General features: G+C 39.3%; 22 protein-coding genes. 6 read left to right on the top strand and 16 right to left on the bottom strand.

Going from position 1 to position 21,288, the window contains the following annotated elements; all coding sequences use genetic code 11:
* Nucleotides 1-11: 11 nt before the first annotated feature.
* From HO345_RS02150 to HO345_RS02135, 4 genes are all read left to right on the top strand, one after another.
* Nucleotides 12-1,118 (top strand): D-alanine--D-alanine ligase family protein, encoded by a 1,107-nt coding sequence (locus HO345_RS02150; RefSeq protein ID WP_253683617.1) that lies wholly within the window; start codon nt 12-14, stop codon nt 1,116-1,118.
* 8 nt (nt 1,119-1,126) lie between these two features.
* Nucleotides 1,127-1,756, top strand: a complete 630-nt coding sequence (locus HO345_RS02145) for a hypothetical protein (RefSeq protein WP_366796482.1) — start codon at nt 1,127-1,129, stop codon at nt 1,754-1,756.
* The gene (gene malQ, locus HO345_RS02140; RefSeq protein WP_253683615.1) at nt 1,753-3,375 is read left to right on the top strand and encodes a 4-alpha-glucanotransferase; all 1,623 of its coding nucleotides are present in this window, start codon (nt 1,753-1,755) and stop codon (nt 3,373-3,375) included. Before HO345_RS02145 ends, malQ begins: the two co-directional genes overlap by 4 nt.
* 105 nt (nt 3,376-3,480) lie before the next feature.
* Entirely contained in the window at nt 3,481-4,083 is a 603-nt protein-coding gene (locus HO345_RS02135) for an ATP-dependent Clp protease proteolytic subunit (RefSeq protein ID WP_010695168.1), read from the top strand.
* On the opposite strand, the gene cbiB is transcribed toward HO345_RS02135, so the two are convergent.
* From cbiB to rpmH, 9 genes are all read right to left on the bottom strand, one after another.
* Entirely contained in the window at nt 4,052-5,116 is a 1,065-nt protein-coding gene (gene cbiB, locus HO345_RS02130; RefSeq protein WP_253683614.1) for an adenosylcobinamide-phosphate synthase CbiB, read from the bottom strand. The genes HO345_RS02135 and cbiB overlap by 32 nt on opposite strands.
* A gap of 89 nt (nt 5,117-5,205) precedes the next feature.
* Nucleotides 5,206-6,249: an SH3 domain-containing protein gene (locus HO345_RS02125; protein ID WP_253683613.1), complete on the bottom strand. Its 1,044-nt coding sequence runs from the start codon at nt 6,247-6,249 to the stop codon at nt 5,206-5,208.
* Between the two features lie 22 nt (nt 6,250-6,271).
* Nucleotides 6,272-7,351, bottom strand: coding sequence for a peptidylprolyl isomerase (locus HO345_RS02120; RefSeq protein WP_253683612.1), 1,080 nt, complete (start codon nt 7,349-7,351; stop codon nt 6,272-6,274).
* A gap of 11 nt (nt 7,352-7,362) precedes the next feature.
* On the bottom strand, nt 7,363-8,220 hold the full coding sequence (locus tag HO345_RS02115; protein ID WP_253683611.1) for a DUF6675 family protein: 858 nt from the start codon (nt 8,218-8,220) through the stop codon (nt 7,363-7,365).
* 57 nt (nt 8,221-8,277) lie between these two features.
* Nucleotides 8,278-8,988, bottom strand: coding sequence for an RNA-binding cell elongation regulator Jag/EloR (gene jag, locus HO345_RS02110; RefSeq protein WP_253683610.1), 711 nt, complete (start codon nt 8,986-8,988; stop codon nt 8,278-8,280).
* 32 nt (nt 8,989-9,020) lie between these two features.
* Entirely contained in the window at nt 9,021-10,769 is a 1,749-nt protein-coding gene (gene yidC, locus HO345_RS02105; RefSeq protein ID WP_253683609.1) for a membrane protein insertase YidC, read from the bottom strand.
* A gap of 35 nt (nt 10,770-10,804) precedes the next feature.
* Complete coding sequence (gene yidD, locus HO345_RS02100) at nt 10,805-11,026, bottom strand: membrane protein insertion efficiency factor YidD (RefSeq protein WP_253683608.1); 222 nt, start codon at nt 11,024-11,026, stop codon at nt 10,805-10,807.
* Nucleotides 11,023-11,379: a ribonuclease P protein component gene (gene rnpA / locus HO345_RS02095; protein ID WP_253683607.1), complete on the bottom strand. Its 357-nt coding sequence runs from the start codon at nt 11,377-11,379 to the stop codon at nt 11,023-11,025. The genes yidD and rnpA overlap by 4 nt, the downstream gene beginning before the upstream one ends.
* A gap of 11 nt (nt 11,380-11,390) precedes the next feature.
* Nucleotides 11,391-11,546 carry a 50S ribosomal protein L34 gene (rpmH, locus tag HO345_RS02090; protein WP_002667651.1) on the bottom strand — a complete coding sequence of 52 codons (156 nt, stop codon included), beginning with the start codon at nt 11,544-11,546 and terminating at the stop codon, nt 11,391-11,393.
* Nucleotides 11,547-11,818: 272 nt separating this feature from the next.
* On the opposite strand from rpmH, the gene HO345_RS02085 reads away from it, so the two are divergent.
* A complete protein-coding gene (locus HO345_RS02085; protein ID WP_253683606.1) occupies nt 11,819-12,955 on the top strand; it encodes an L-threonine 3-dehydrogenase in 1,137 nt (378 codons plus the stop codon).
* Nucleotides 12,956-13,003: 48 nt separating this feature from the next.
* Nucleotides 13,004-13,897, top strand: a complete 894-nt coding sequence (gene amrS, locus HO345_RS02080; RefSeq protein WP_253683605.1) for an AmmeMemoRadiSam system radical SAM enzyme — start codon at nt 13,004-13,006, stop codon at nt 13,895-13,897.
* Between the two features lie 6 nt (nt 13,898-13,903).
* Here the strand turns inward: amrS and HO345_RS02075 are convergent, their stop codons facing one another.
* From HO345_RS02075 to HO345_RS02045, 7 genes are all read right to left on the bottom strand, one after another.
* Nucleotides 13,904-14,545, bottom strand: a complete 642-nt coding sequence (locus HO345_RS02075; protein WP_253683604.1) for an MBL fold metallo-hydrolase — start codon at nt 14,543-14,545, stop codon at nt 13,904-13,906.
* Nucleotides 14,546-14,576: 31 nt separating this feature from the next.
* Entirely contained in the window at nt 14,577-15,968 is a 1,392-nt protein-coding gene (gene rpoN / locus HO345_RS02070; RefSeq protein WP_253683603.1) for an RNA polymerase factor sigma-54, read from the bottom strand.
* Between the two features lie 11 nt (nt 15,969-15,979).
* Complete coding sequence (locus HO345_RS02065) at nt 15,980-17,314, bottom strand: TldD/PmbA family protein (RefSeq protein ID WP_002667644.1); 1,335 nt, start codon at nt 17,312-17,314, stop codon at nt 15,980-15,982.
* Complete coding sequence (locus tag HO345_RS02060) at nt 17,311-18,777, bottom strand: TldD/PmbA family protein (protein WP_253683602.1); 1,467 nt, start codon at nt 18,775-18,777, stop codon at nt 17,311-17,313. The genes HO345_RS02065 and HO345_RS02060 overlap by 4 nt, the downstream gene beginning before the upstream one ends.
* Before the next feature lie 128 nt (nt 18,778-18,905).
* Entirely contained in the window at nt 18,906-20,369 is a 1,464-nt protein-coding gene (gene purF / locus HO345_RS02055; protein ID WP_253683601.1) for an amidophosphoribosyltransferase, read from the bottom strand.
* 108 nt (nt 20,370-20,477) lie between these two features.
* Nucleotides 20,478-20,648 (bottom strand): hypothetical protein, encoded by a 171-nt coding sequence (locus HO345_RS02050; protein WP_002667639.1) that lies wholly within the window; start codon nt 20,646-20,648, stop codon nt 20,478-20,480.
* Nucleotides 20,649-20,745: 97 nt separating this feature from the next.
* Nucleotides 20,746-21,267 (bottom strand): DUF308 domain-containing protein, encoded by a 522-nt coding sequence (locus HO345_RS02045; RefSeq protein ID WP_253683600.1) that lies wholly within the window; start codon nt 21,265-21,267, stop codon nt 20,746-20,748.
* Nucleotides 21,268-21,288: the final 21 nt, after the last annotated feature.

Genomic DNA, 21,288 nt, shown 5'->3' with positions numbered 1-21,288 from the left:
TAGAGGTAAGTATGAATATAGCAATCATTTACGGCGGAAAGTCAAGCGAGCATGAGGTTTCCCTAAAGTCGGCATCATCGATTATAAGGACAATAGATAAAAAATACAAACTTCACCTAATCGGTATTTCTAAAAGCGGAGCATGGTATTTACATGGAGATGAAGAAAGAGAGCGAATTATAAAAAACGAAAAGGCCGTTTTAAAAATAAAAAAAGATGAGGCGAAGCGAGTAACAGTAATTCCCGGAGGCGGGACAAAAAAAGGTTTAAAAGCAGGAGACGACTTTTTACCGACTGATGCGGTCTTTGCCGTTTTACACGGAAGATTCGGAGAAGACGGCACAATTCAAGGCCTCTTTGAAATGGCCGACCTCCCCTATGTGGGGGGCGATGTAATGTCCACAAGCATATCCATGGATAAGGAAAAAACCAAGATGATTTGGGATTATTCGGGCCTTCCCATTGTACCCTATATAGCAATCAAAAGACAGGACTGGGATGATCCGGAAAAGAAAAAAGCACTCTTAGCAAGGGCCGAAAAAGACTTGGAATATCCCCTCTTTATAAAACCGTGCAGGGCAGGAAGCTCTGTGGGTGCCGGAATGGTAAAAAATAGAAACGAACTTTTAGAGCAGGCAGAAGAATCTTTTTTATGGGATAATAAAATTTTAGTCGAAGCATGTATTGAAGCCAGAGAGGTAGAATGTTCGGTTACCGGAAACACAAAAACGGTAGCCTACATTCCGGGAGAAATAATTCCGACCCATAAATTTTATGACTATGAAGCAAAATACACCGATCCGAATGGAGCCGAATTAAAGATTCCGGCCGATTTAAATGAGACCCAAAGAAAGACAATCAGAGAAACCGCTATCAAGGCTTATGAAGCCTTAGATCTATCAGGCCTTTCCCGCGTAGATTTTTTTATCGACAAAAGAAACGGCAAGATATACTTAAACGAGGTAAACACTATTCCGGGCTTTACCTCAATTTCGATGTTCCCTAAAATGTGCGGAGCTTCAGGTCTTCCATATAACGAGCTTATAATGCACTTAATAGAGCTTGCAATAGATAGATTTAAGGCAGACAGAAAACTCAAAACCTGCCGCCAATCTTAACTAAAACGATGATAAAAAAGAAAAAAGAAATATTTTTTTTAAACATAATTTTTATTTTTATACTCATACTATTTATTTTTATGCCGGTAATTTTACCTAAAACTTATTTTACGGCTATTGGTTTTAATATAAGTTTTTATATAATCTTTCACATAATAAGTTTTGCCTCATATTCTTTTTATTATAAAGAGGATGAGGCAAATATAAAAAGCCTTATAACCGGTGTAAAAGAAAATTTTATAGAAGCTTTAATTATATCTGTAATAAAATTATCGATTATATCGGCATTGATTTTTTTATTAAGATATTTTTTAAAACTAAAAACCATTACGGGATATTTTTTTTCAGTACTCATTCTTTTTATTTTTTTTATTTTTGAACTTTCTTTTTTTTGGTATCCGGCCATAATCACTTTTCAAAAGAAAAATAAAGGAATAATCTGCAACTTAAAAAAATCCTTTTATCTTTTTTTTGAAAATTCTTTTTTTACATATAAAATTTTATTTTTCAGTGCCATAAAATTATTTATTTCATTCCCTGCCCTATTTATATTTCCGGGAATTACGGGAATTATATTTTACATAGCAGAAAATTATAAACTGATAAATTATAAACCAACAATGGAGGAAAATAAATGAAAAGAAGTTCAGGTATTATTTTACATCCTACCTCGTTACCTAATGATGAAGGCATAGGGACAATCGGTAAAGAAGCTTTTGCCTTTATAGATTGGTTAAAAAAAACAAGAACGGGAGTTTGGCAGATGCTTCCGATTGGTCCCACAGGTTATGGCGACTCACCCTATGCTTCTTTTTCGGCCTTTGCAGGAAACCCTTATCTTATAAGTCTTCAAGATCTTTGTGAAGAAGGCTTTTTAGAAAAAAAATATTTTGCCGAATACAAAAAAATTGTACAAGAAAATACTGATCCTAAAAGAGTGGATTTCGGTTTAATCCATTACCATAAAACAAGGATTCTAAAAAAAGCGGCTGCATTTTTATTGCACAAAACGGAAACAGACTCGTCGTTAAAAGAAGAACTTGAAAATTTTTATCAAGAAGAAAGTTTTTGGCTGGACGGGTATGCAGCCTTTATGACAATTAAAGAAGACTATGAAAAAAGAGCAAATAAAGAAAATTTAGTGCAAGGAATCTGGAATGAAGCTTGGCCCAAGGAACTTGCCTTAAATAAAGAAAACGCAGTAAAAGAATTTTTAAATAAACATTCCGAAGAATATAAGGCCCAAAAGATTATACAATTTTTCTTTTTTTCGCAATGGAAAAAATTAAAAGATTATGCTGAAAAAAACGGCATACAACTTATAGGAGATATTCCGATATTTGCAGCAATGGATTCAGCCGATGTTTGGCAAAACCAAAGCTTATTTTTACTGGACGAAAAAGCTAAGCCTAAAGCCGTCGCCGGTGTACCTCCCGATTTTTTTAGCCCTACGGGACAGCTTTGGGGCAATCCTCTTTATGACTGGGCTAAGATGAAAAAAGACGGCTACCTATGGTGGAAGGCCCGCATAAGACATACCCTAAAACTATTCGACATAATACGCCTCGACCATTTTAGAGGCTTTGAAGCCTTTTGGTCTATCCCCCGAGGTGCAAAAACTGCTCAAGAAGGAAAATGGGTGAAAGGCCCTGACCATAATTTTTTTGAAGAAATACAAAAGGATCTGATTTCATTGGATGAAAAATACAGGATAGAGCTTCCTATACTAACTGAAGATCTGGGAATTATAACGCCTGAGGTTGCCAGACTCAGAGATGATTTTAATTTTCCGACGATGAAGATATTGCAATTTGCCTTTGACTTAAACGAATTTAAATCGGAAAATATGATTAACCCTTATCTGCCTCATAACCACAAAAAAAACTGTGCCGTATATACCGGCTCCCACGACAACGACACAATCATGGGCTGTCTTGAAAATTCTTCCGATGAGATGCTAAAATTTATTTACACCTATCTTTACGGAAAAAAAGAGGATGAAAGGATTTGCTCCATTTTAAACACTTATGAATTTAAAAAAGAATTAGCCTCCGAAATAATCCGAAAAGCTTTTTCTTCCGTGGCGGATTTTGCAGCCGTACAGATGCAGGATCTTTTGTTTTTAAATTCGGAAGCAAGAATGAATGAACCTTCAACAGTCGGAAGAAACTGGCAATGGAGGGTAACCGGCTCTTATGAAAACTGCGAGATGACCGAAAAATTACAACTCTGGAATGTCTTGTACAATAGGGTATAAAAAATTACCCCCTGTACAATAGTTTAAATTTTTTGTATATTAGGGTATCTTTAAAAAACTTGGTGGATTTTAAAAGATACCCACGAAAAAATTTTAGGAGCTTACATGAACTTTATAAATGAAAAAAATGAAGAGAAAAAAAATAAAACAAATGATGACGATGCTTTGATGCAAAAATTTCTTAATACACGCCAAATTATTTTGGCCGGAGAAATCAACAAGGAGCTTTCCGAAAAAATAGTACGCCAGCTTTTACTCATGGAATCCTTGTCGTCAACAAAGCCTATTTATATTTATATAGATTCCCCCGGGGGAGATGCCGATGCAGGCTTTGCAATCTTCGATATGATAAGATTTATCAAGGCACCCGTCTACACAATAGGTATGGGACTCGTTGCCAGCGCAGCCTCCATCATTCTTCTTGCCGCAAGCAAGGAACGCCGTTTCGGTATGCCTAACAGCCACTACCTTATCCATCAGCCATTATCCGGCATAAAGGGAGTCGCAACCGAAATAGAAATACACGCCAAAGAGCTTGAAAAGATGAGAGTAAAAATAAACAAGCTCATCGCAGAAGAAACCGGCACGGATGAAAAAAAGGTTGCAAAGGATACGGACAGGGATTGCTGGCTCAATGCAGAAGAATCCGTAGAATACGGTCTTATTTCAAAAATAGCTAAAAACCGAAAAGATATTCCCGAAAAATAAAAAAAGCATAAAGCCCAAACATAAAAATCTCGGATGCATACATCAGCTGTATGCATCTTTTTATATCTTCATCTTCAATTTCAAAAATATCATCCCCTATAAAGGGCTTTTCGACAAGCACTCCGCCGTAATAGTTCGGGCCTCCCAGCTTTAAACCTAAAAGACCGGCAGCAGCGCTTTCAGGATGAGCGGAATTGGGGCTTGAGTGTTTTCTGCAATCCCGCCTCCAAATCTTAAAACCTCTTTTTATTGCAGTTAGTTTCGGAATTATTTTGTTTGAAATTCTTTTTTGCGAACAGTTTTGCTCCAGTCTTCGTAGGTTACAAAAAAAAGGACCTGCAAGAATAAGCAAGGCCGAAAGTCGGGCCGGAACATAGTTTACAATATCATCAATCTTTGCCGGAAAAAATCCCAAGTCGGCATATTTTTCATTTTTATAGCCGAGCATAGAATCCATGGTATTTACGGCCTTATAAGCTATACCGCCTGCAGGGCCTAAAAGCATCATAAAAAACAGTGGAGCTATAACCCCGTCACTTGTATTTTCGGCTATGGTTTCAACACAGGCACGGCTCACTCCTTTTTCATCCAAAGACTCGGTATCCCTGCCTACAATATTTGCAATCTGCTTTCTTCCCTCTTCAAGGCTTATCTGTAAGGCCTTAAAAACTTTTATAGCTTCTTTTTGAAGACAGCGGGCTGCAAGACATGTATAACTGATCCATACCGAAAAAACAAAGTATAAAATCTTGTAAGGATATAATAATTTTAAAAAGAAAAAGATAAGACAAAAGCTGAAACTAACATTGAAAATGACAATCAAAAAACCGGAAAACTTTAAACCTCTCGGAGAACTAAAAAAAAACCGTGCAAGGGCTTCTTCTTTTTTTATAAGGCTCCCGATAAATTTTACGGGATGAGGAAAAGAATAAGGATCGCCCAAAATAAAATCAAGAATTATTGCACAGAATAAAATAAAAAAATTAATATGTGAAAAAACAAAATCGGAAAAGCTTAAAAAATTAAAATTCATTTTGACGATAGATCTTAGTCTAATATAGAACTAATCTAAAACAAAACCGTCAGGCCTTTTAAAGCCAAGACGGTTTTCGCTAAAAAAACTTATTTTTCTTCAAGATATGAAGCTTGAACCCAGCCTTTTTTTTGTTTATTTTGTACATAGTACCATTCGGTCTGAGGAGAACTATCGTCATTACCACCGACAATATTAACAAAGACAACCTTTTTTGAAGCATAAAGAATGGTATCGGCTTTTACGGATGCCAATACTCTTGGTTCACCTTCTGAAGACGGAATACTCAAAAGATCTATATCTTCTTTTGCAGTGAATTTCTTGTCAATTTTTTCGGTTACAAGCTTCTTTAAAAAAGCAGCCTCAGCATCCAGCACTTGAGCAAGATTTTGTAAGATTGCTATATCATCACTATATCTCGAATCCATTTCAATAGCATTTTGAAACAGCTCTGCCCTGCTTGTTTCACTTTGAGTTTCCATTGCAATTTGTGCAAGAACCATTGCTGCTACATTTTCTTTTTGAAATTCGACAGTATCTCTTTTGGCATACTTTTCTTTTACGATCCACGAAGTTACCAGTTCAGGGCAATAAGCTGCAATCTTTACAAATTTCTGATTAGAGCTGTTTAAACTGTCTTTATAAACGGCAACAATAAAATACTGAGGTATGATTTCATCTGTAACTGCCGTTAAAGAATCAGATTTGTATAGAACCGTATCTGTTGCAGAAATAAATCCTGCAACCGTATTAGGCTCATAACAATAGTCTTGAATCCAATATTCTTTCTCCTTTAAAGAAATATGGAAGAATACTCGCTTTTGACCATCAGTTCTTTGTGCTTCCTTTTTTTCGCCAAGGTACATAGCGACATCCCCCAATGAAGCTTCTGCCGCCCATTTCATTTTCCCCTCATCCGTTTCGGTATAGAGTCCTGCACGATGCACATAGATAACTCCGTCTGCATTTACTTCTCCCATAGATTCTTTAGGAGTATCTTTCTCCATTGAATCCATAGCCTCAGGCATTGCAGGTTCAGATTTTGAAGTTACGTCTTCCTTTGTACAAGAAGCAAAGGCGAATAACGAAACACACAAGAGTAAAACAAATTTTCTAACAAAATTTACTTTCATAAACAACTCCTTATTTTTTATGTTATTTTATATTTAACAATTCAAGTTCAAAAACCAGATAAGCATTCGAAGGAATGACACCGCCTGCACCTGCTTCGCCGTAAGCAAGATGAGGAGGAATAATGATAATCCGTTTTTCACCCAAAGTCATTTTTGCCGATTGAGAGTCAAAACCCGGAATAACCCGGCCTACACCCACAGGGAATTCCAAAGGCTTGTGCATATCGGAATCATCAAAGACCTTTCCGTTTTCCAAAAGAGAGCCCTTGTATTTCATAGTTAAGGTTTGACCTTGTTTAGGAGTGTCTCCCTTTCCTTGCTTTATAACAAAGAAATATACGCCGTCATCATCAAGTTTTGCAGGAGAATATTTCGTTTTAATCAGGTCTTCCATCTTTTTTGCAATAGCCGCTGCTCTGCGCTTTTCACTTTCTTTTGAATCTGAAAGGTATTTATAAAAGGCTTCTTGATTAGTTTTAAAAGCCTTTGCTTCATTTCCGGTTCTGATAATTTTAATACTATTCATTTTATCACCCTGTTGAATTGCATCTACAACATTTTGGCCTTCAACAACCCGTCCGAAAACCGTGTGCTTACCGTCAAGCCATGGAGTTTCAACATGGGTAATAAAAAATTGAGAACCGTTAGTACCGGGACCTGCATTTGCCATCGACAAAACACCGGGACCGTCATGCTTTAAATTCTCTACAATCTCATCAGGAAATCTATAACCGGGACCGCCTGAACCTGTGCCGGTAGGATCTCCGCCTTGAATCATAAAATCAGCTATTACCCTATGAAAGGTGATTCCGTCATAAAAAGGTTTTCCCTTAGCAGCATCAAGAGTTCCTTCAGCTAATCCTACAAAATTACATACCGTTAAAGGGGTCTCTTTGTAAAAAAGCTTTAGGACAATCAAACCTTTATCGGTATCGATAGCAGCATAAAGCCCATCTTCTTTTAAAGCTTCTATATTCTTTAAATTGCTCATATTTTTATCTCCTTTTTCCGAACCGGAATTTGTTATTATAATAGCCGCAGCAGTTCCCGCAACTAAAATCATAAACGCAATTGCAATAATCATGATCCATAATTTTTTCATTTTATTTTTCCTTAATTATCAGAATTCTTCTTTTTTTTAGCACTATATTCGATACCTTTTTCAGCACACTTATATTCATCCATAAACCAATTATACACGGCCGTCAACCGTGAAGAAAAAGCTCTTTTTACTCTGCCGCCTATAAAAGGTATTGTAGGAAATTTTGCGGTACTTAAACAATGGATTAAAATATAATCATCAAGATCATATACAGCCAAAGATAAAGCCATTGCATCAGGCGGAAGAGAAATAAGACTCATATCCGGATGAGTAATCTTCTGCATATTTACACATATCATACCAATATTATTATCTTCTTTTAAATATCGGTATTTATAAATAAAATCCCCGAAGGTTGCATCGATGTGTCGGGCAAGAATTTCCAAGCCGTCAAAGTCCTCATTTAAAGGGTCGTCTATACGCTCATAAACAAGGCCGTCCGACGTTTTTACTTCTTTTACTGCATGGGATGTCAAATAAAGAGTCCTCATTTCCTGATAGCTGTTTGAAAAGTATTCAATACCTTCAAGACCGGAAATATGACGCAATATTTTAGAAACATCAGGGTTATTCGGCCCTTCTTTTTTGTACAAAGATACAAACTCACCTAAAAAAGCAGGCTTTTTTTTCGACAATAAAGACGACATTTTTTCTGAAAGTGCGGAAACAGGCAACATTTCGGGTTTCATGTTCGAAGCCCCGTATTTTAACTTAATTATTTCTTTTTTTTGAGCAAGCTCTGCAGCTATCTTTGGATCAAGAATATCCGAGAGTCTCTGCTCAATACTGCGTGTATCTACGCCGTTATCTGAAAAAATCGGAAAAAGGCAGACTGCAAAAAATATGAATAGCGTTTTAATTTTTTTCATAAAAATCTCCTAAAATTCATGGTTTCCCTCTGCGGGGATTGAGTCCGCCTGCTATACTTATATACCTTTATAGAACACACGAACCTGCTTATATAAACCATTTCCCTCACTTTTGGTTTCAATATCGTTTACGGCATTTAAGGTTGTGTGTATAATTCTGCGCTCATAGGGGTTAAGAGGCTCTAAAAGCTGAGATTTCTTTGTCATTCTGACCTTATCGGCAATATCGTAAGCCATTCGGATAAGCAGCTCCTCTCTTCTCATTCTATAGCTTTCACAATCTACCGACACCCTGGCATAGGCATGACCTATGGTGCCGGCATATACATTTGCCAAAAGCTGTATAGAGTCAAGATTTTTACCCTTCTTACCTATAAGCATGGCGGCATCTTTAGAGTTAATTCTATAAGAAAAATGTTTTTTATCGCAAGCGATTAATGAAACGGAACAGTCATAACCTATTTTTTCAACGAGGGTCTGAATAAAGAGCCTTGTCTTTTCCGCTCCTTCCGAAACATCTTCAGCGGTTCTTAAATCCTTATCTTCTTCAAGATTTTGATTGTCTTCAGACTGTTCGGAATTATTTCTCATGTTAGCTCTTAAAGACTCATCAACATGCACCCTTATCTTTGCATGACCTTTTTTAAACAAAGAATTTTTTTGAATTTCTAAAATTTCAACATCAAACTGATCTTTTTCAAGACCGAGCTTAGCTACCGCAATATCAATAGCCTCCCGCTCCGTCTTTCCTTCAAATTCATATATCATATCTATTCTCCTAGTATTAAAATAATTATCCTTTATTTCTTCATGGACTTATTGATTATAAGCTGCTGCAAAAGCATCAAAATATTGGAAAAGGTCCAGAATAATAATAGCCCCGAAGGTGCATTATAAAAAAGAAAGAAGAAGAACAAAGGCATAAAATAAATCATCATCTTCATAGAAGGATTTTGCTGAGACTGCCCCGGAGTTTGTGTCAGCTTACCATGCAAAAGCTGAGAGGCTGTATAAATAATGGGAAGCAATCTTAAATCCGTCCAATTTAAAAACGGAATAGTAAAACCGAATTTTAAAATACTGTCACCAACCGAGAGGTCAGGAATCCAGCCGGGAATAAAACTAGCCCCTCTAAATTCGAAATAATTATTAAATAATCCGAACATCGCAAACAAGAATGGAAGCTGAATAAGAAGAGGCAGACAGCCCGATGCAGGATTATAACCGGCTTCTTTATAGAACTTAACCATTTCGGCATTGAGCTTTTGAGGATTATTTTTGTATTTTTGCTGAAGTTCCGTAATTTGAGGCTGAAGCTCCTGCATACGCTTTGTAGCTTTCGAGCTTTTTTGGGTAAGCGGGAAAAAGATTATACGCATTAAAAGAGTAAGTAATAGAAGTGCTACACCCCAGTTAGGAATAATTTTGTAAAAAATTTCCATAACGAATTTTAAAACTCTTTCCAAAGGAGCTAAAAAGCCGCTTGATGCAGCAAGACTGTCTATTCTTAAATTGTCATAACCGTAATTATTAGCTGCAACGGAATTATAAGAATTTAGTATCTTTTCGGAACTCGGTCCTATGTAGACCCTGTATTGGTCATAGGCTGCATTTCCCACAATCGGCTGACGTGAAATAAAAAACTGGGAATTGTGAAGCTTTGCTCCATTTTCCTTTATTCCTGAAAAAAACATCTTTTGGATTGGATCTTTGGGTATAACGATAAAAGAAAAGTATTTGCCTGAAACACTTACCCATGAAGCTAAATCGTTTACAGCCTTTGTTTTTCCATCTGTAATACCTCTATCTTCCCTTTTCTTTTCATTTGCAAAATAAGAAAGGGCTCTGTATTCGTATTTATCGTTTACCTTATCCCATTCAGGGCCGATCTGAGGGGCACTTCGTAAAGTATAAGCGCTGTCCCCGAAAGAAAGACCTCTCATTCCCTCTTTTCCGTCAATAGTAACCTCAAGGGTAAACATATAATCGCCCGGGATAAAGGTATAGCGTTTTGCAAGAGTAAAAACGGTTTCCGAACCGTCCGTATTTTTTAGCTTTATGTCCCGATAAAAGCCTATCTGCTTTCGCCCGTCGGAAAGACTTTCTTCTTTTACATTAAAAAGTAAATCGACAGCTTGAGCATCATGACCGCCTAAAGCCAAAGAAAGAGCCCTGTTCCTTTCGGTAACATTTTCTATCATTTCAACACGCTCATCACTTCCTGCTGAAGCATGTTCCTTTAATTTATAAGAAATAATATCTCCGCCCTTGTTTGTAAAAACAGCACGAATAATATCGGTCTCAATAACGTAGGTTTGTTCTCTTGAAGTATAGTCCGAATCTGCAACAGCCTCAATCATCAAATTAGAAATTTGATTTGAAGAAGTTTGAACGGCATTTTCAGATGAAGTCGGATTTTGCCCCTGAGCCTGAGCAACAGGTTTTTGGGGAACATTATATTCGGTAGGGAAGTATTTTTGCTGGATATACAGCCACCCTCCGAAAACAAGCATTGATAGCACAACGGCCAAAACAGTATTTTTTTTCAATTGTAACTCCTAAATTTTTCTATAGGTTAATCATTTTAAGGAACAGGATCGTATCCTCCCTTAAAAAAAGGATTACACCTCAAAATCCTAAGTAAAGCCATACCTGTGCCTTTAAACGGGCCGTATTTTTTTATGCTTTCGATAGCATATTGCGAACAAGTAGGTTCATACCTGCAGCTAGGCGGGAAATGAGGAGAAATAGCCTTTTGATAAAAGATTATACAAGCACACAAAAAACTTACTAAAAGTTTTCTCATAAAGCCTCATCATTATACATTTTTGCTTTTAAAAAGAGGGCGGTAAGTTGTTCTAAACGAAGAGAATAAGAATCCTTTTCTGAAAAAACCAGCAGGATAATGTCGTTTCCTTTTTTTAACCTATGTTTTATATGTCTATAGGCCTCTTTTGATATTCTCCGAGACCTGTTCCGCATCACTGCGGAACCGAAACCTCGTCGAAAAGTACATAAAAATCGATTGTACTCCAATCCATTAGGCAGGATGAACAAACTAACTCCGTTTAAGCTAAGTTTAAGACCTTTTTGAAATACGGCCTTAATACATGACCGATCCCTTAACCGTTCTTCACCGGAAAATGTAAAATTACTCACTCAAGAGAAACTTAGAACGGTTTTTTTTCGTCGGAAGCTGAAAGCTTGCGTCTGCCCTTTGCTCTGCGGCGGCTTAAAACAGCCCTTCCGCCCTTTGTTTTCATAAGTGCACGGAATCCGAAGCGTCGAACCCGTTTTGTTTTACTTGGTTGATATGTCCGTTTCATAAACTAGACTCCTTATATTATAGAGCGGGAAACCCCGCTCAAAGATTTCAATACAATCCTGTTAAGGACAATACACATTAAAGATTGTGGATTATATCAATAAAAGGGATAAAAGTCAAGAGTGCTGAATATTCTAATATTTTAAAGGATCGTAGGATTGACTTTTTTCTTAAAAGCAGGCTTTTCAACATCTAGCACATAAAATAAAAATATGGTAGAATTAAAAACAGATTTTTTAGCAGAAATACATACTGCAAAAAAAAGGAGATAGTATGACTAAAAGAAAAATTTTGGTTACCGGTTCACTCGGACAGATCGGAAGTGAATTGGTTATGTTTTTAAGAAAAGAGTACGGAAACGACAATGTTATAGCTTCCGATATTGAAAAAAAAGATGTACCCAAGGTTATCGGCAGTGGACCCTTTGAAAAGCTCGATGTCCTTGACGGCAAAAAAACTCTTGAGGTTTGCAAAAAATATAATGTTAACACGATCATCCACCTTGCAGCCCTTCTTTCAGCCGTCGCCGAAAAAAATCCTCAATTAGCCTATCAGATTAACCTTACAGGTTTACATAATATGTTGGAACTTTCACGAGAACAAAAATATTCTCTTTTTGTACCCAGCTCAATCGCAGCCTTCGGCCCCTCGACCCCTGCCGATAAGACTCCGCAGGACACAATCCAGAGGCCTACCTCAATGTACGGTGTTACAAAGGTTGCCGGAGAACTTTTGTGCGATTACTATCACCAAAAATTCGGCGTAGACACAAGAGGTGTACGCTTCCCCGGCCTTATCTCCTATGAGGCCCTCCCCGGCGGCGGAACAACCGACTACGCAGTTCATATCTACTATGAGGCCTTAAAAAAAGGCGCCTATACTTCCTTTATCAAAAAAGGAACCCTTATGGACATGATGTACATGCCAGATGCCTTAAACGCTATCTTTAAACTTCTTGAGGCAGACCCTGCAAAATTAAAACACAGAAACGCCTTTAATATCACGGCTATGAGCTTTGCTCCCGAAACGATAGCTGACGAAATTAAAAAGCATATTCCCAAATTTAAGATGAGCTATGATGTCGACCCCGTACGTCAGGCTATAGCAAATTCTTGGCCTAATTCTCTCGATGATTCTTGTGCCAAAAAAGAATGGGGTTGGAAGCCCAAGTACAACCTTGAAAGCATGACAAAGGATATGCTCGAAAAATTGAGCGAAAAATTAGGAATCGAGCTTCCGAATGCAAAACCTGCCGCAGTAAAGGTAAGCACAGCTAAGGCTCCTGCCGCTAAAAAATCGGCAAAGCCTGCGAAGCCTACTAAAACAGCGAAGCCTGCAGAAAAGGCTCCCAAGACAGCTGCAAAGAAACCGGCAGCCAAACCTTCCAAGGGAACTGCAAAAAAGAAGTAAACCTTGACTTTTAAAAAAAGAGTTTTTTAAAAGAACTTTAGGAGGGCTATGAAAGAAGCGGAATTTTGGAAAAAAGAATCTTCTTTTTTAGAAAATGAAGACGATAAAATACGCTGCCTTTTATGCCCTCACAGATGTCTTATAAAAGAGGGACAAAGCTCCCGATGCCTTAGCCGCAAAAACATAGGCGGAAAACTTTACAGCTTAAACTACGGCAAGGTTTTGGGAGCAGCCCTCGACCCAATCGAAAAAAAGCCCCTATACAGGTTTTATCCTTCTACTTATATCTTCTCGGTAGGAACCTTCGGCTGTAACTTTGACTGCCTCTTTTGTCAAAACCATTCCCTCGTTCATTCCGTTCCAGAAAAAATAGAGGAGAAAACCAACAATTATCGGGATGAGGTCAGTCCTGAGGATCTGATTGGGGCTGTTTTAAAAACGCCCTCTATAGGCATAGCCTTTACTTATAACGAGCCCACGGTTTGGTATGAGTATATAAAGGATGTACTCCCGCTTGCAAAAGAAAAAGATTTAAAAACAGTGCTTGTAACAAACGGTTTTATCGAAGAAGAACCCTTACACGGAATTCTCCCGATGGTTGATGCGATGAATATCGATCTAAAGTCATTTTCTCCGCAGTTTTATACCAAGGTATGTAAAGGAAAAATAGAACCCGTAATAAACACTATAAAAAAAGCTGCCTCAGAAATTCATATTGAAGTTACCTGCTTGGTTATCGAAGGATATAACAGCGGCGACGATGAAATAGAAGCCCTTTCCCAAATGCTTTCAAAAATAAGACCCGACATACCCCTTCATATCTCGGCCTTCTATCCTGCCTACAAAATGAGGGATAAGACTCCCACAAGGCCTGAAACAATCAGGCACCTATGTAAGACGGCTCAAAGAAATTTAAAATATGTTTATCCTGGGAATATTTAAGATTCTCTAAATTTTTTCTATCCAGCCCCTTTCAGCACCTATCGAGGTATTGGAACCGTGCCCGGGATAAACAGTGGTGTCATCAGGCAGGTTTAAAAGAGATTTTAGTGAAGCCTTGATTTTTTGATCGTCTCCGCCCAAAAGGTCTGTTCTTCCATGGGAGCGGTAAAAAAGGGTATCCCCCGAAAAGAGGACTTTTGCCTCCTCATTCCAAAAGCAAACCGAACCTTCGGTATGCCCTGGAGTATATAAAACCTTAAAACCGTTTACAATATCTCCGTCTTTTAACAAAGCAGTAGGTTCCGGAAAATCGTATTTTAAAGCTTTTATATATCTTTCTGCACGGATTTGACTAAAACATGCAATATGCTTTTCTTTTCCGTTTTTGCCCAGATAGCCTGCATCTGCATGATGAATCCATAAAGAAGAATCGGGATATTTCAGCATAAGCTCGGGCACACCGCCCACATGGTCAAAATGTCCGTGGGTAAGCATAATTTCGAGTCTTTCGGCATTTTTGTTTTTTAGGTATTCCATCAATTCCTCATCCGTGCCGCCCGGATCAACGAGGAGAACCGTTTTTTTATCCAAGGGAAGAGCCCAAGTTTTTACAAAAAGCGGGCCGGTATAAATCTCCGTAATTTCCATATCTTTTTTATACGGCAATTCGGCAAAAATGTCAATTGCGATGATAAGAAGAAGGGAGGCCTATTTCTTTGCGGTACTTATTTACAGTTCTTACGGCGATATCGATTCCGCGTTCTTTTAAGATTTGAGAAATACGGGCATCGGTTTTTTTTTCGGTATCCGATTCTATGATATCTTGTATGGCTTTTTCTACAAAGTCTTTTGAAAGGCCGCCGTTTACTTCCGGCGAAAATAGGTCTTTAATTTCAAAAAGCCCCCACTCACATCTTATATACTTTTGGTTTGAAACTCTCGAAACGGTAGAAGGGCTTAAGCCCACAATTTCTGCAATATCGATTTGTTTTAAGGGCCTTAAATACCCTGCCTGCATTTTTTCACTTTCCCCTTCAGAGGGCGGTTTGCAGGGGCGGCCTAAAAAAAAGGCCTCTTGAAAATTTACAAGGGCAGTTAAGACTTTTAGTATAGTCTGATTGCGGTAGGCAAGCACATTCATAAAAAGAGCAGCCTTGTTTAAAAACTCCGAAGCCTCTTTTTTTTCTTCTTTTGAACCCGAATTTTTTATTCTTTCATATTCGGGCGAAATCTCCAAGGCAGGAACTTCTTCATCATTTATTATAATCTTAAGCTCATTCCCTTCCCGTTTTATCTCGGCAATCGGCGTAATAAATTTTTCGCCGTCTCCTTTGCGTGAATAGGCAAGTCCCGGCTTAGGGTTTAAGGCTTTTATCAATTCTGCAAGTTCTTCCGCCGTTTCCAAATCCATATCGATTTTTTTTTGAGCAAGTTTTTTTATAAAAAGTTTTAAATCGGAAACAAAGACAAGAACCTCGTAGTGTTCTTTTATTATCTTTACACAAAGAGAATGTATGGTTTTATAAATATCAAGGATTTCATGCGTTTTAGGCGACTCGCAAAGGATTCCGGCCTGCACAATAAGAGATTCTTTAAAACCTCTGCAAGCACAGCCAATCGGTTCAAGCCGCCTGACGATATTAAGGGCTTTTTTTATTTCCGCATGGTTTATCTTTTTTTCGGCAAGAAGGTCTGCAAAAAGTTCTTCAAGAGGAACCCAATAAAAACCGTTTTGATCCAAATTTTGAATTATGAGCATTGCCGCATCTAGGACATACTCGTCCGCAATCGATTCTCCGGCTTGTTCAATCAGATGAGCTTGAAGAGTTGTGCGGGAATCATCTTCGATGCTCTCCAAAAAACTTTGATGCTTATCCCCTTCTTCAGCGGAAGCAGCACTCACTCGGGAAGAGGTTTTAAAAATAAGGGCAGGATTCCGCTTTACTTCTTTTATTACTTCTTCTTGAAGTTCTTCGCTCGATAAATTAAGCAGGGCAACAGCATTCAGCATCTGCTGGTTCATCACCATTTTTTGAGATAGAATCTGCTGCTGCCTTTGCTTTAATAACATTTATTTTTACCTTAGAGCGTGCAGTTAAAATCCTTTACCAAGATGCCGGGAAGCGAAGCTCCTCCGGTGCTTCTGCTGCCGTAGGTGCCGGTGTTTGCAAAGATGCGGCTTTCCTTTGTTACGGCCAAAAGGTTTTCCCCGAACATATTGTACAAGGATTCGTCCCAACGCATATCGGCAATGGGGGCAACGATTTTTCCGTCTTCTACCCAAAGGCAGGCAAAGCGGGTCATTCCCGTAACGCGGGCCGATGAGGTATCGCTCCAGTTCAGGTAGTTAAAGTTTGAAATATAAATACCCGTACCCAGCTCTTTTACGGCATCAGCTTCGTTTAAGTTTCCCGTTCCTATAACTATTGAACGCATACTTTCGCTCAAAGGAGCACCATTGGATTTTACCCCGTACTGGGTTTCGGTTCTTAAACTGACCAAGGTATTTTTAAGCTTACCCTTTTCGATTATGCTTAATTTTTCGGGGGCCAACTCTCCGTTTGAGTTAAAAGCAGGCTCAAGCCCAAGCGAAAAATCCTGAGTCAAATTAAACTTATCTGAAAAATGCTCCCTTCCCTCTTTTAAGGCAAGGTAGGCACTGGAGCCTTGCTGCATACTCCTTTCGCTAAAACCGTTCCACGAAAAAAAGTCCGTCACATCAAGAAGGGCATCGGCACTTATAAATGCCTTGTATTTTCCGGGAGCTAATTTTTTTTGAGGCGTGTGTAAAACCTCCAAGCCCTTTCGAGCTTGCTCTATCTTCAGCTTATATTGAGCATCACTCCATTCCGTTCCCGAATAAAGAGATTTTATACCGCGGCCGTTTTCGAGCCAGACCGAATAATCCAAAACAAAGGTTTCGGTTTGAAACCAATGGCTCGCCCCTGCTGAAGTTATAACTCCCTTACAAATAACGCCCTGAGAATAAAGGCCTGCAAAGTCAAGGTCTTTAACGGGGGATAAAATAGTTTCGGGTATCTTATCTTCGGGTAAAAGTTTTCCCGTGTATATTGCCGAAGAGGTTTGCGAGGCTTCCGGAATTGACTGATACTTGTCTTCGGGCAGAAGCATTATAGAGTCTCTAGCTTCTTGAAGAGCCTCTGCAGCCATCCTCTTATCCTTTTCCATACTCATCTGAATACCGAAACGAAAATCATGGGTGCGGTTTTTTTTCCAAAAAGTACAAGAAAAATAGCCCTGATCAACCATTCCGTTTTGGCGTACCTTAGCCTTGCTAAAGCGCATAAAATAGCTCTTTTCGCCCGAAAAAGAAATCGAAATTTTTTCTCCCTCAAGCAGTTCCGAAAGCATAAAATCGGCAATCGATTCAAAATATTCTTTAAAACTCATTTTCATTTTCCGCCTCCAAAAACTTCTACATCAGAAAATGCGCATACAGGACTTGCGTGTCCTACACTGATAACCTGATTCGGTTCTCCCTTACCGCAGTTAGGCGTTCCGTAAACATGGAAGGTGGATTTGTCGCCTACGGCACAGAGGTTTCGCCAAAAGTTTTGAGATACGCCTCGGTAGTTCGGGTCGCGTACGGTTTTGGTAATTTTTCCGTTTTCGATTAATTGGCCGTATTCGCATCCGAATTGAAATTTATTGCGGTAATCGTCTATCGACCATGAGCGGTTAGATGTCATAATAATTCCTTTTTCGATTGAAGAAATTATTTGATCAAAGCTGCTGGTTCCCGGTTCAAGGTTTAGGTTTGCCATTCTGTCTATCGGCGGCCGATTCCACGAGGTTGCTCTTTGGTTTGCGACCATCTTGTCCTGAGGAACGGGTTTGCCTGCATAGAGGCGGCCTGCACTTTCGAGGCTTCCCAAGGCACAGACTAAAATTCCGTCCTTGATTATAAAGGTTTTCTTTGCCTGAGCCCCCGTCTGGTCGGCGGCAAAGGTGGCAAGCTGATATGGAATCGTAGGATCGTAGCAGATATTCATAAGGCGTGAGCCGTATTGGAAGCTTCCTATATCTTCAGGCTTTATAAAACTGCCGCCTGCAAAGTTTCTTTCATCACCTAAAATGCGGTCAATTTCCAAGGGATGGCCGACACTTTCGTGAATTTGTAAAAGCATTTGGTCGGGCATAAGAACGAGGGTACGCCTATCGGAAGGACAGGAGTCGGCTCCCAAGAGCTCTATTACTTCATTCCCAACTCTTTTGGCTTCTACCTTGGATTTGGCAAAGTTTAAAAACTCATAGCCTCCCTGAAAGGTGCGGGCTCCTGCGCCGTTATAAGTCCGTCTTTGAATTATGTCCCCTCGGCGGGCAGCGGCACCGAAACTTGAACCTATTGTGTAAAAATCTTGTAATATTTTTGCCCCGCCTGAACTTAAAAGCTCTATTACTTCTTCGCCTAAATTTACATAAGCATGAGTATCAATAACCTCATCAGAGACTTTTAAAATATTGCATATCTCAAAAAGATAATCGAAAATTTCCGTTTTGGAAGGGCGGGTCTTTTTACCCCTAAGAGTCTCGTATTTTAATTCCGTATCCGGTCTGACCTTCTTGTCAAAATCGGCAATTTTAAAGGCTGAAGCGGTTTTAGCGGCATTAAAGGCTTGACAGGCAGCTTCAGCAGCTCCTTGAGGCGTCATGTTTTGAGTTGCCCCATAAGCAATATGCCCCTTATACAAGACTTCAACCATAAAACCCTGATCAGCCGAATAACCGGAAGATTCAAAAGCTCCATCCTGAGCCGCAAAGAAAGTATCCCTTGTGCGGTGAATGCGTAAAGTTACAAGCTCCGCCTTAGGAACGGCGTTTTTTGCAGCTTCAAGCAGACTTTCCGATGTATAAATCATATTTCCCCCTAAATAATTACTAGAATTATTATATCAAAAAGAGGCAGATTTTGCAATTGAAAAAAAGAAAAACATACAGCAGGAATCTTTAGCCTTATTATGGAGTTACAATAGGACCTATAGTCTCTCTACTCAAAGCTGTTTTTATCGGCGGCGGCGCTGACATCGACGGGGTATTTACCGTCAAAGCAGGCACAGCAAAAGTGAGTGTTTGCTCCGGCATCTTTCATCGCCTTGAGCATACTTTCTTGGGATAGATAAACTAAGGAGTCTGCACCGATGTGTTCCCTGATTTCTTCAACCGATTTTTTGTGGGCGATAAGGTTTTCGGGGTCTCCCATATCTACACCCATAAAGCAGGAGTATCGTACCGGAGGAGAAGATATTCTGATGTGTACTTCTTTTGCACCCGCGCCCCTAAGCATTTTGATTAAGGGCCCCATGGTGCTTCCGCGGACAATACTGTCATCGACCACTACGATGCGTTTTCCTTCGACAGCTTCGGAAAGAACATTGAACTTCATCGCAACGCCTTGGTCACGCAATTTTTGGGTAGGCTGAATAAAGGTGCGTCCTATGTAGCGGTTTTTTGAAAAGCCCTCATCATAGGGAATGCCCGATTCTTGGGAGTAGCCTATAGCTGCCGAACGGGACGAGTCGGGAATGGCTATAACTATGTCGGCCTCAACGGGGGAGCTTTTTGCAAGCTCCTTGCCGAAATTTACACGGGATACATGAACCGAGGCATTATTCCAAACCGAGTCGGGGCGGGCAAAATAGACATACTCAAAAATACATGGGGAAAGAGGCTCCTTAGGCGGAATGCGCATACAAAGCTCGGCTCCGTTATCGACAAGCTTTAGAATTTCACCGGCTTTTACCTCAGTAAGGTCTTTACACCCCAGTGTTAAAAGAGCACAAGATTCGCTTGCCGCAACCGATACCCCTTCCTGAAAACTTCCGGAACAAAGAGGCCTGAAGCCCCAAGGGTCTCTGGCTATGTAAATACCTTCAACCGTTAAAACGGCAATCGAAAAAGCTCCTTCCCATTCTCGCATACATGAAGCTATACGCTCCGCCCAAGAATCGCCCTTGGCAGCGGCAAGCATCATAATCATAACTTCGGTATCGGAGGTAGAAGAAAGCCCTACCCCTCTTTCCAAAAGTTTTTTCCTTAAATGCGGGGCGTTTACAAGATTTCCGTTATGAGCAAGGGCTATAGGCCCGTGCATTGTTTCTATATAAAAGGGCTGAATATTTCCAAAAGAAGAAGAACCTGTAGTTGAGTAGCGGGTGTGGCCTATGGCAGCATAACCTTGAAGGTTCGATATATCGTGTTCGGTAAAAATGTTGGAAACAAGTCCCGGCTTTTTGAAGACTCGGATGTGCTTTCCGTTTGAAACAGCTATTCCGGCAGCTTCTTGCCCCCTGTGTTGAAGAGAAAAAAGAGCATAAAAAACCGAGCGGGCAGCGTCATCCAGCCTGAAAGGCAGCCTTTCCGGATTTTCTGCCTTATAGGAGTTCGAATCCCAGACAGCTGCAATTCCGCATTCTTCCCCTAAAGTCGATTTAAAAATATCATCCTTGCTCATTTTACCCTATTCTCCTCAAATCTAATCAAAAAAAACAAAGGGAGACCTTTCATATTACAGAAAGAGCCTCCCTTTTTCGGCATTTTAAGAACTTTTAAACCTGATCGATTAATGAAAGTCTTTAGGTCGTCGTTCAACTCTTTTACATTTTGAACATTCTGCAATATTTTTAATCTTACCGTTATCGACCATTGTTTTTAATACGATGTCTCCGCCGCAGGGACAATTAAATTTTTGAGTAGCAGCAGCAGTTCGTGAGTTTTTACTTGCACCAGCCATACTTGCCTCCTAGTAAAATATTATAGATTATAGTTATATCAACCGAATAAGTATAAAAAAAAACGGATTTTATGTCAATAGATTGATAATATAAAAATCAGATCCTTTTCTTCAACACAAAGAAGAGCCAAATGCTGCTTATTCCGTTTATCAAAAAGCCGAAACCTATCAAACTTGCAAAGAGGCCTGAAATGCTTGCAGGATTAAAAAGCCCCGAAAGCCCTATTAAGCATACAATTCCGGCAAAAATCAGCCAAAGCCACCACAGCTTCACACCATATCTTTTTAAATCGAATGACTTTTTGACCTCAACGGCCCCAAGGCAGACCAAAAAGAGACCGAGGACGAGCCCGATAAGACCGAGAACGGCGCTTGGATTTACCAGACAAAAAAGCCCCAGCCCTATAAGAATGATACCCAATACCAAAAAGGTATTCATTTTAATCGAAAGAAACTGATAAATTTCAACAAGTCCGTAAACGATTAACGAAATACCGACAATAGTCACAATAATTCTTGTTATACTGTCAGGGTTAAAAATGCATACAAGCCCTAAAACTGTAGACATCACGGCAATAGCCAAAAAAATCATAGAATAAGATAATTTTTTTTCAGACATATAAACTCCCATAATGTTATA

This window comes from Treponema denticola (assembly GCF_024181645.1).
In the GTDB taxonomy this organism is placed as follows: domain Bacteria; phylum Spirochaetota; class Spirochaetia; order Treponematales; family Treponemataceae; genus Treponema_B; species Treponema_B denticola_A.
The sequence above is the reverse complement of the archived record's forward strand: the minus strand, read 5'-3'. Positions and strand labels throughout refer to the sequence as shown.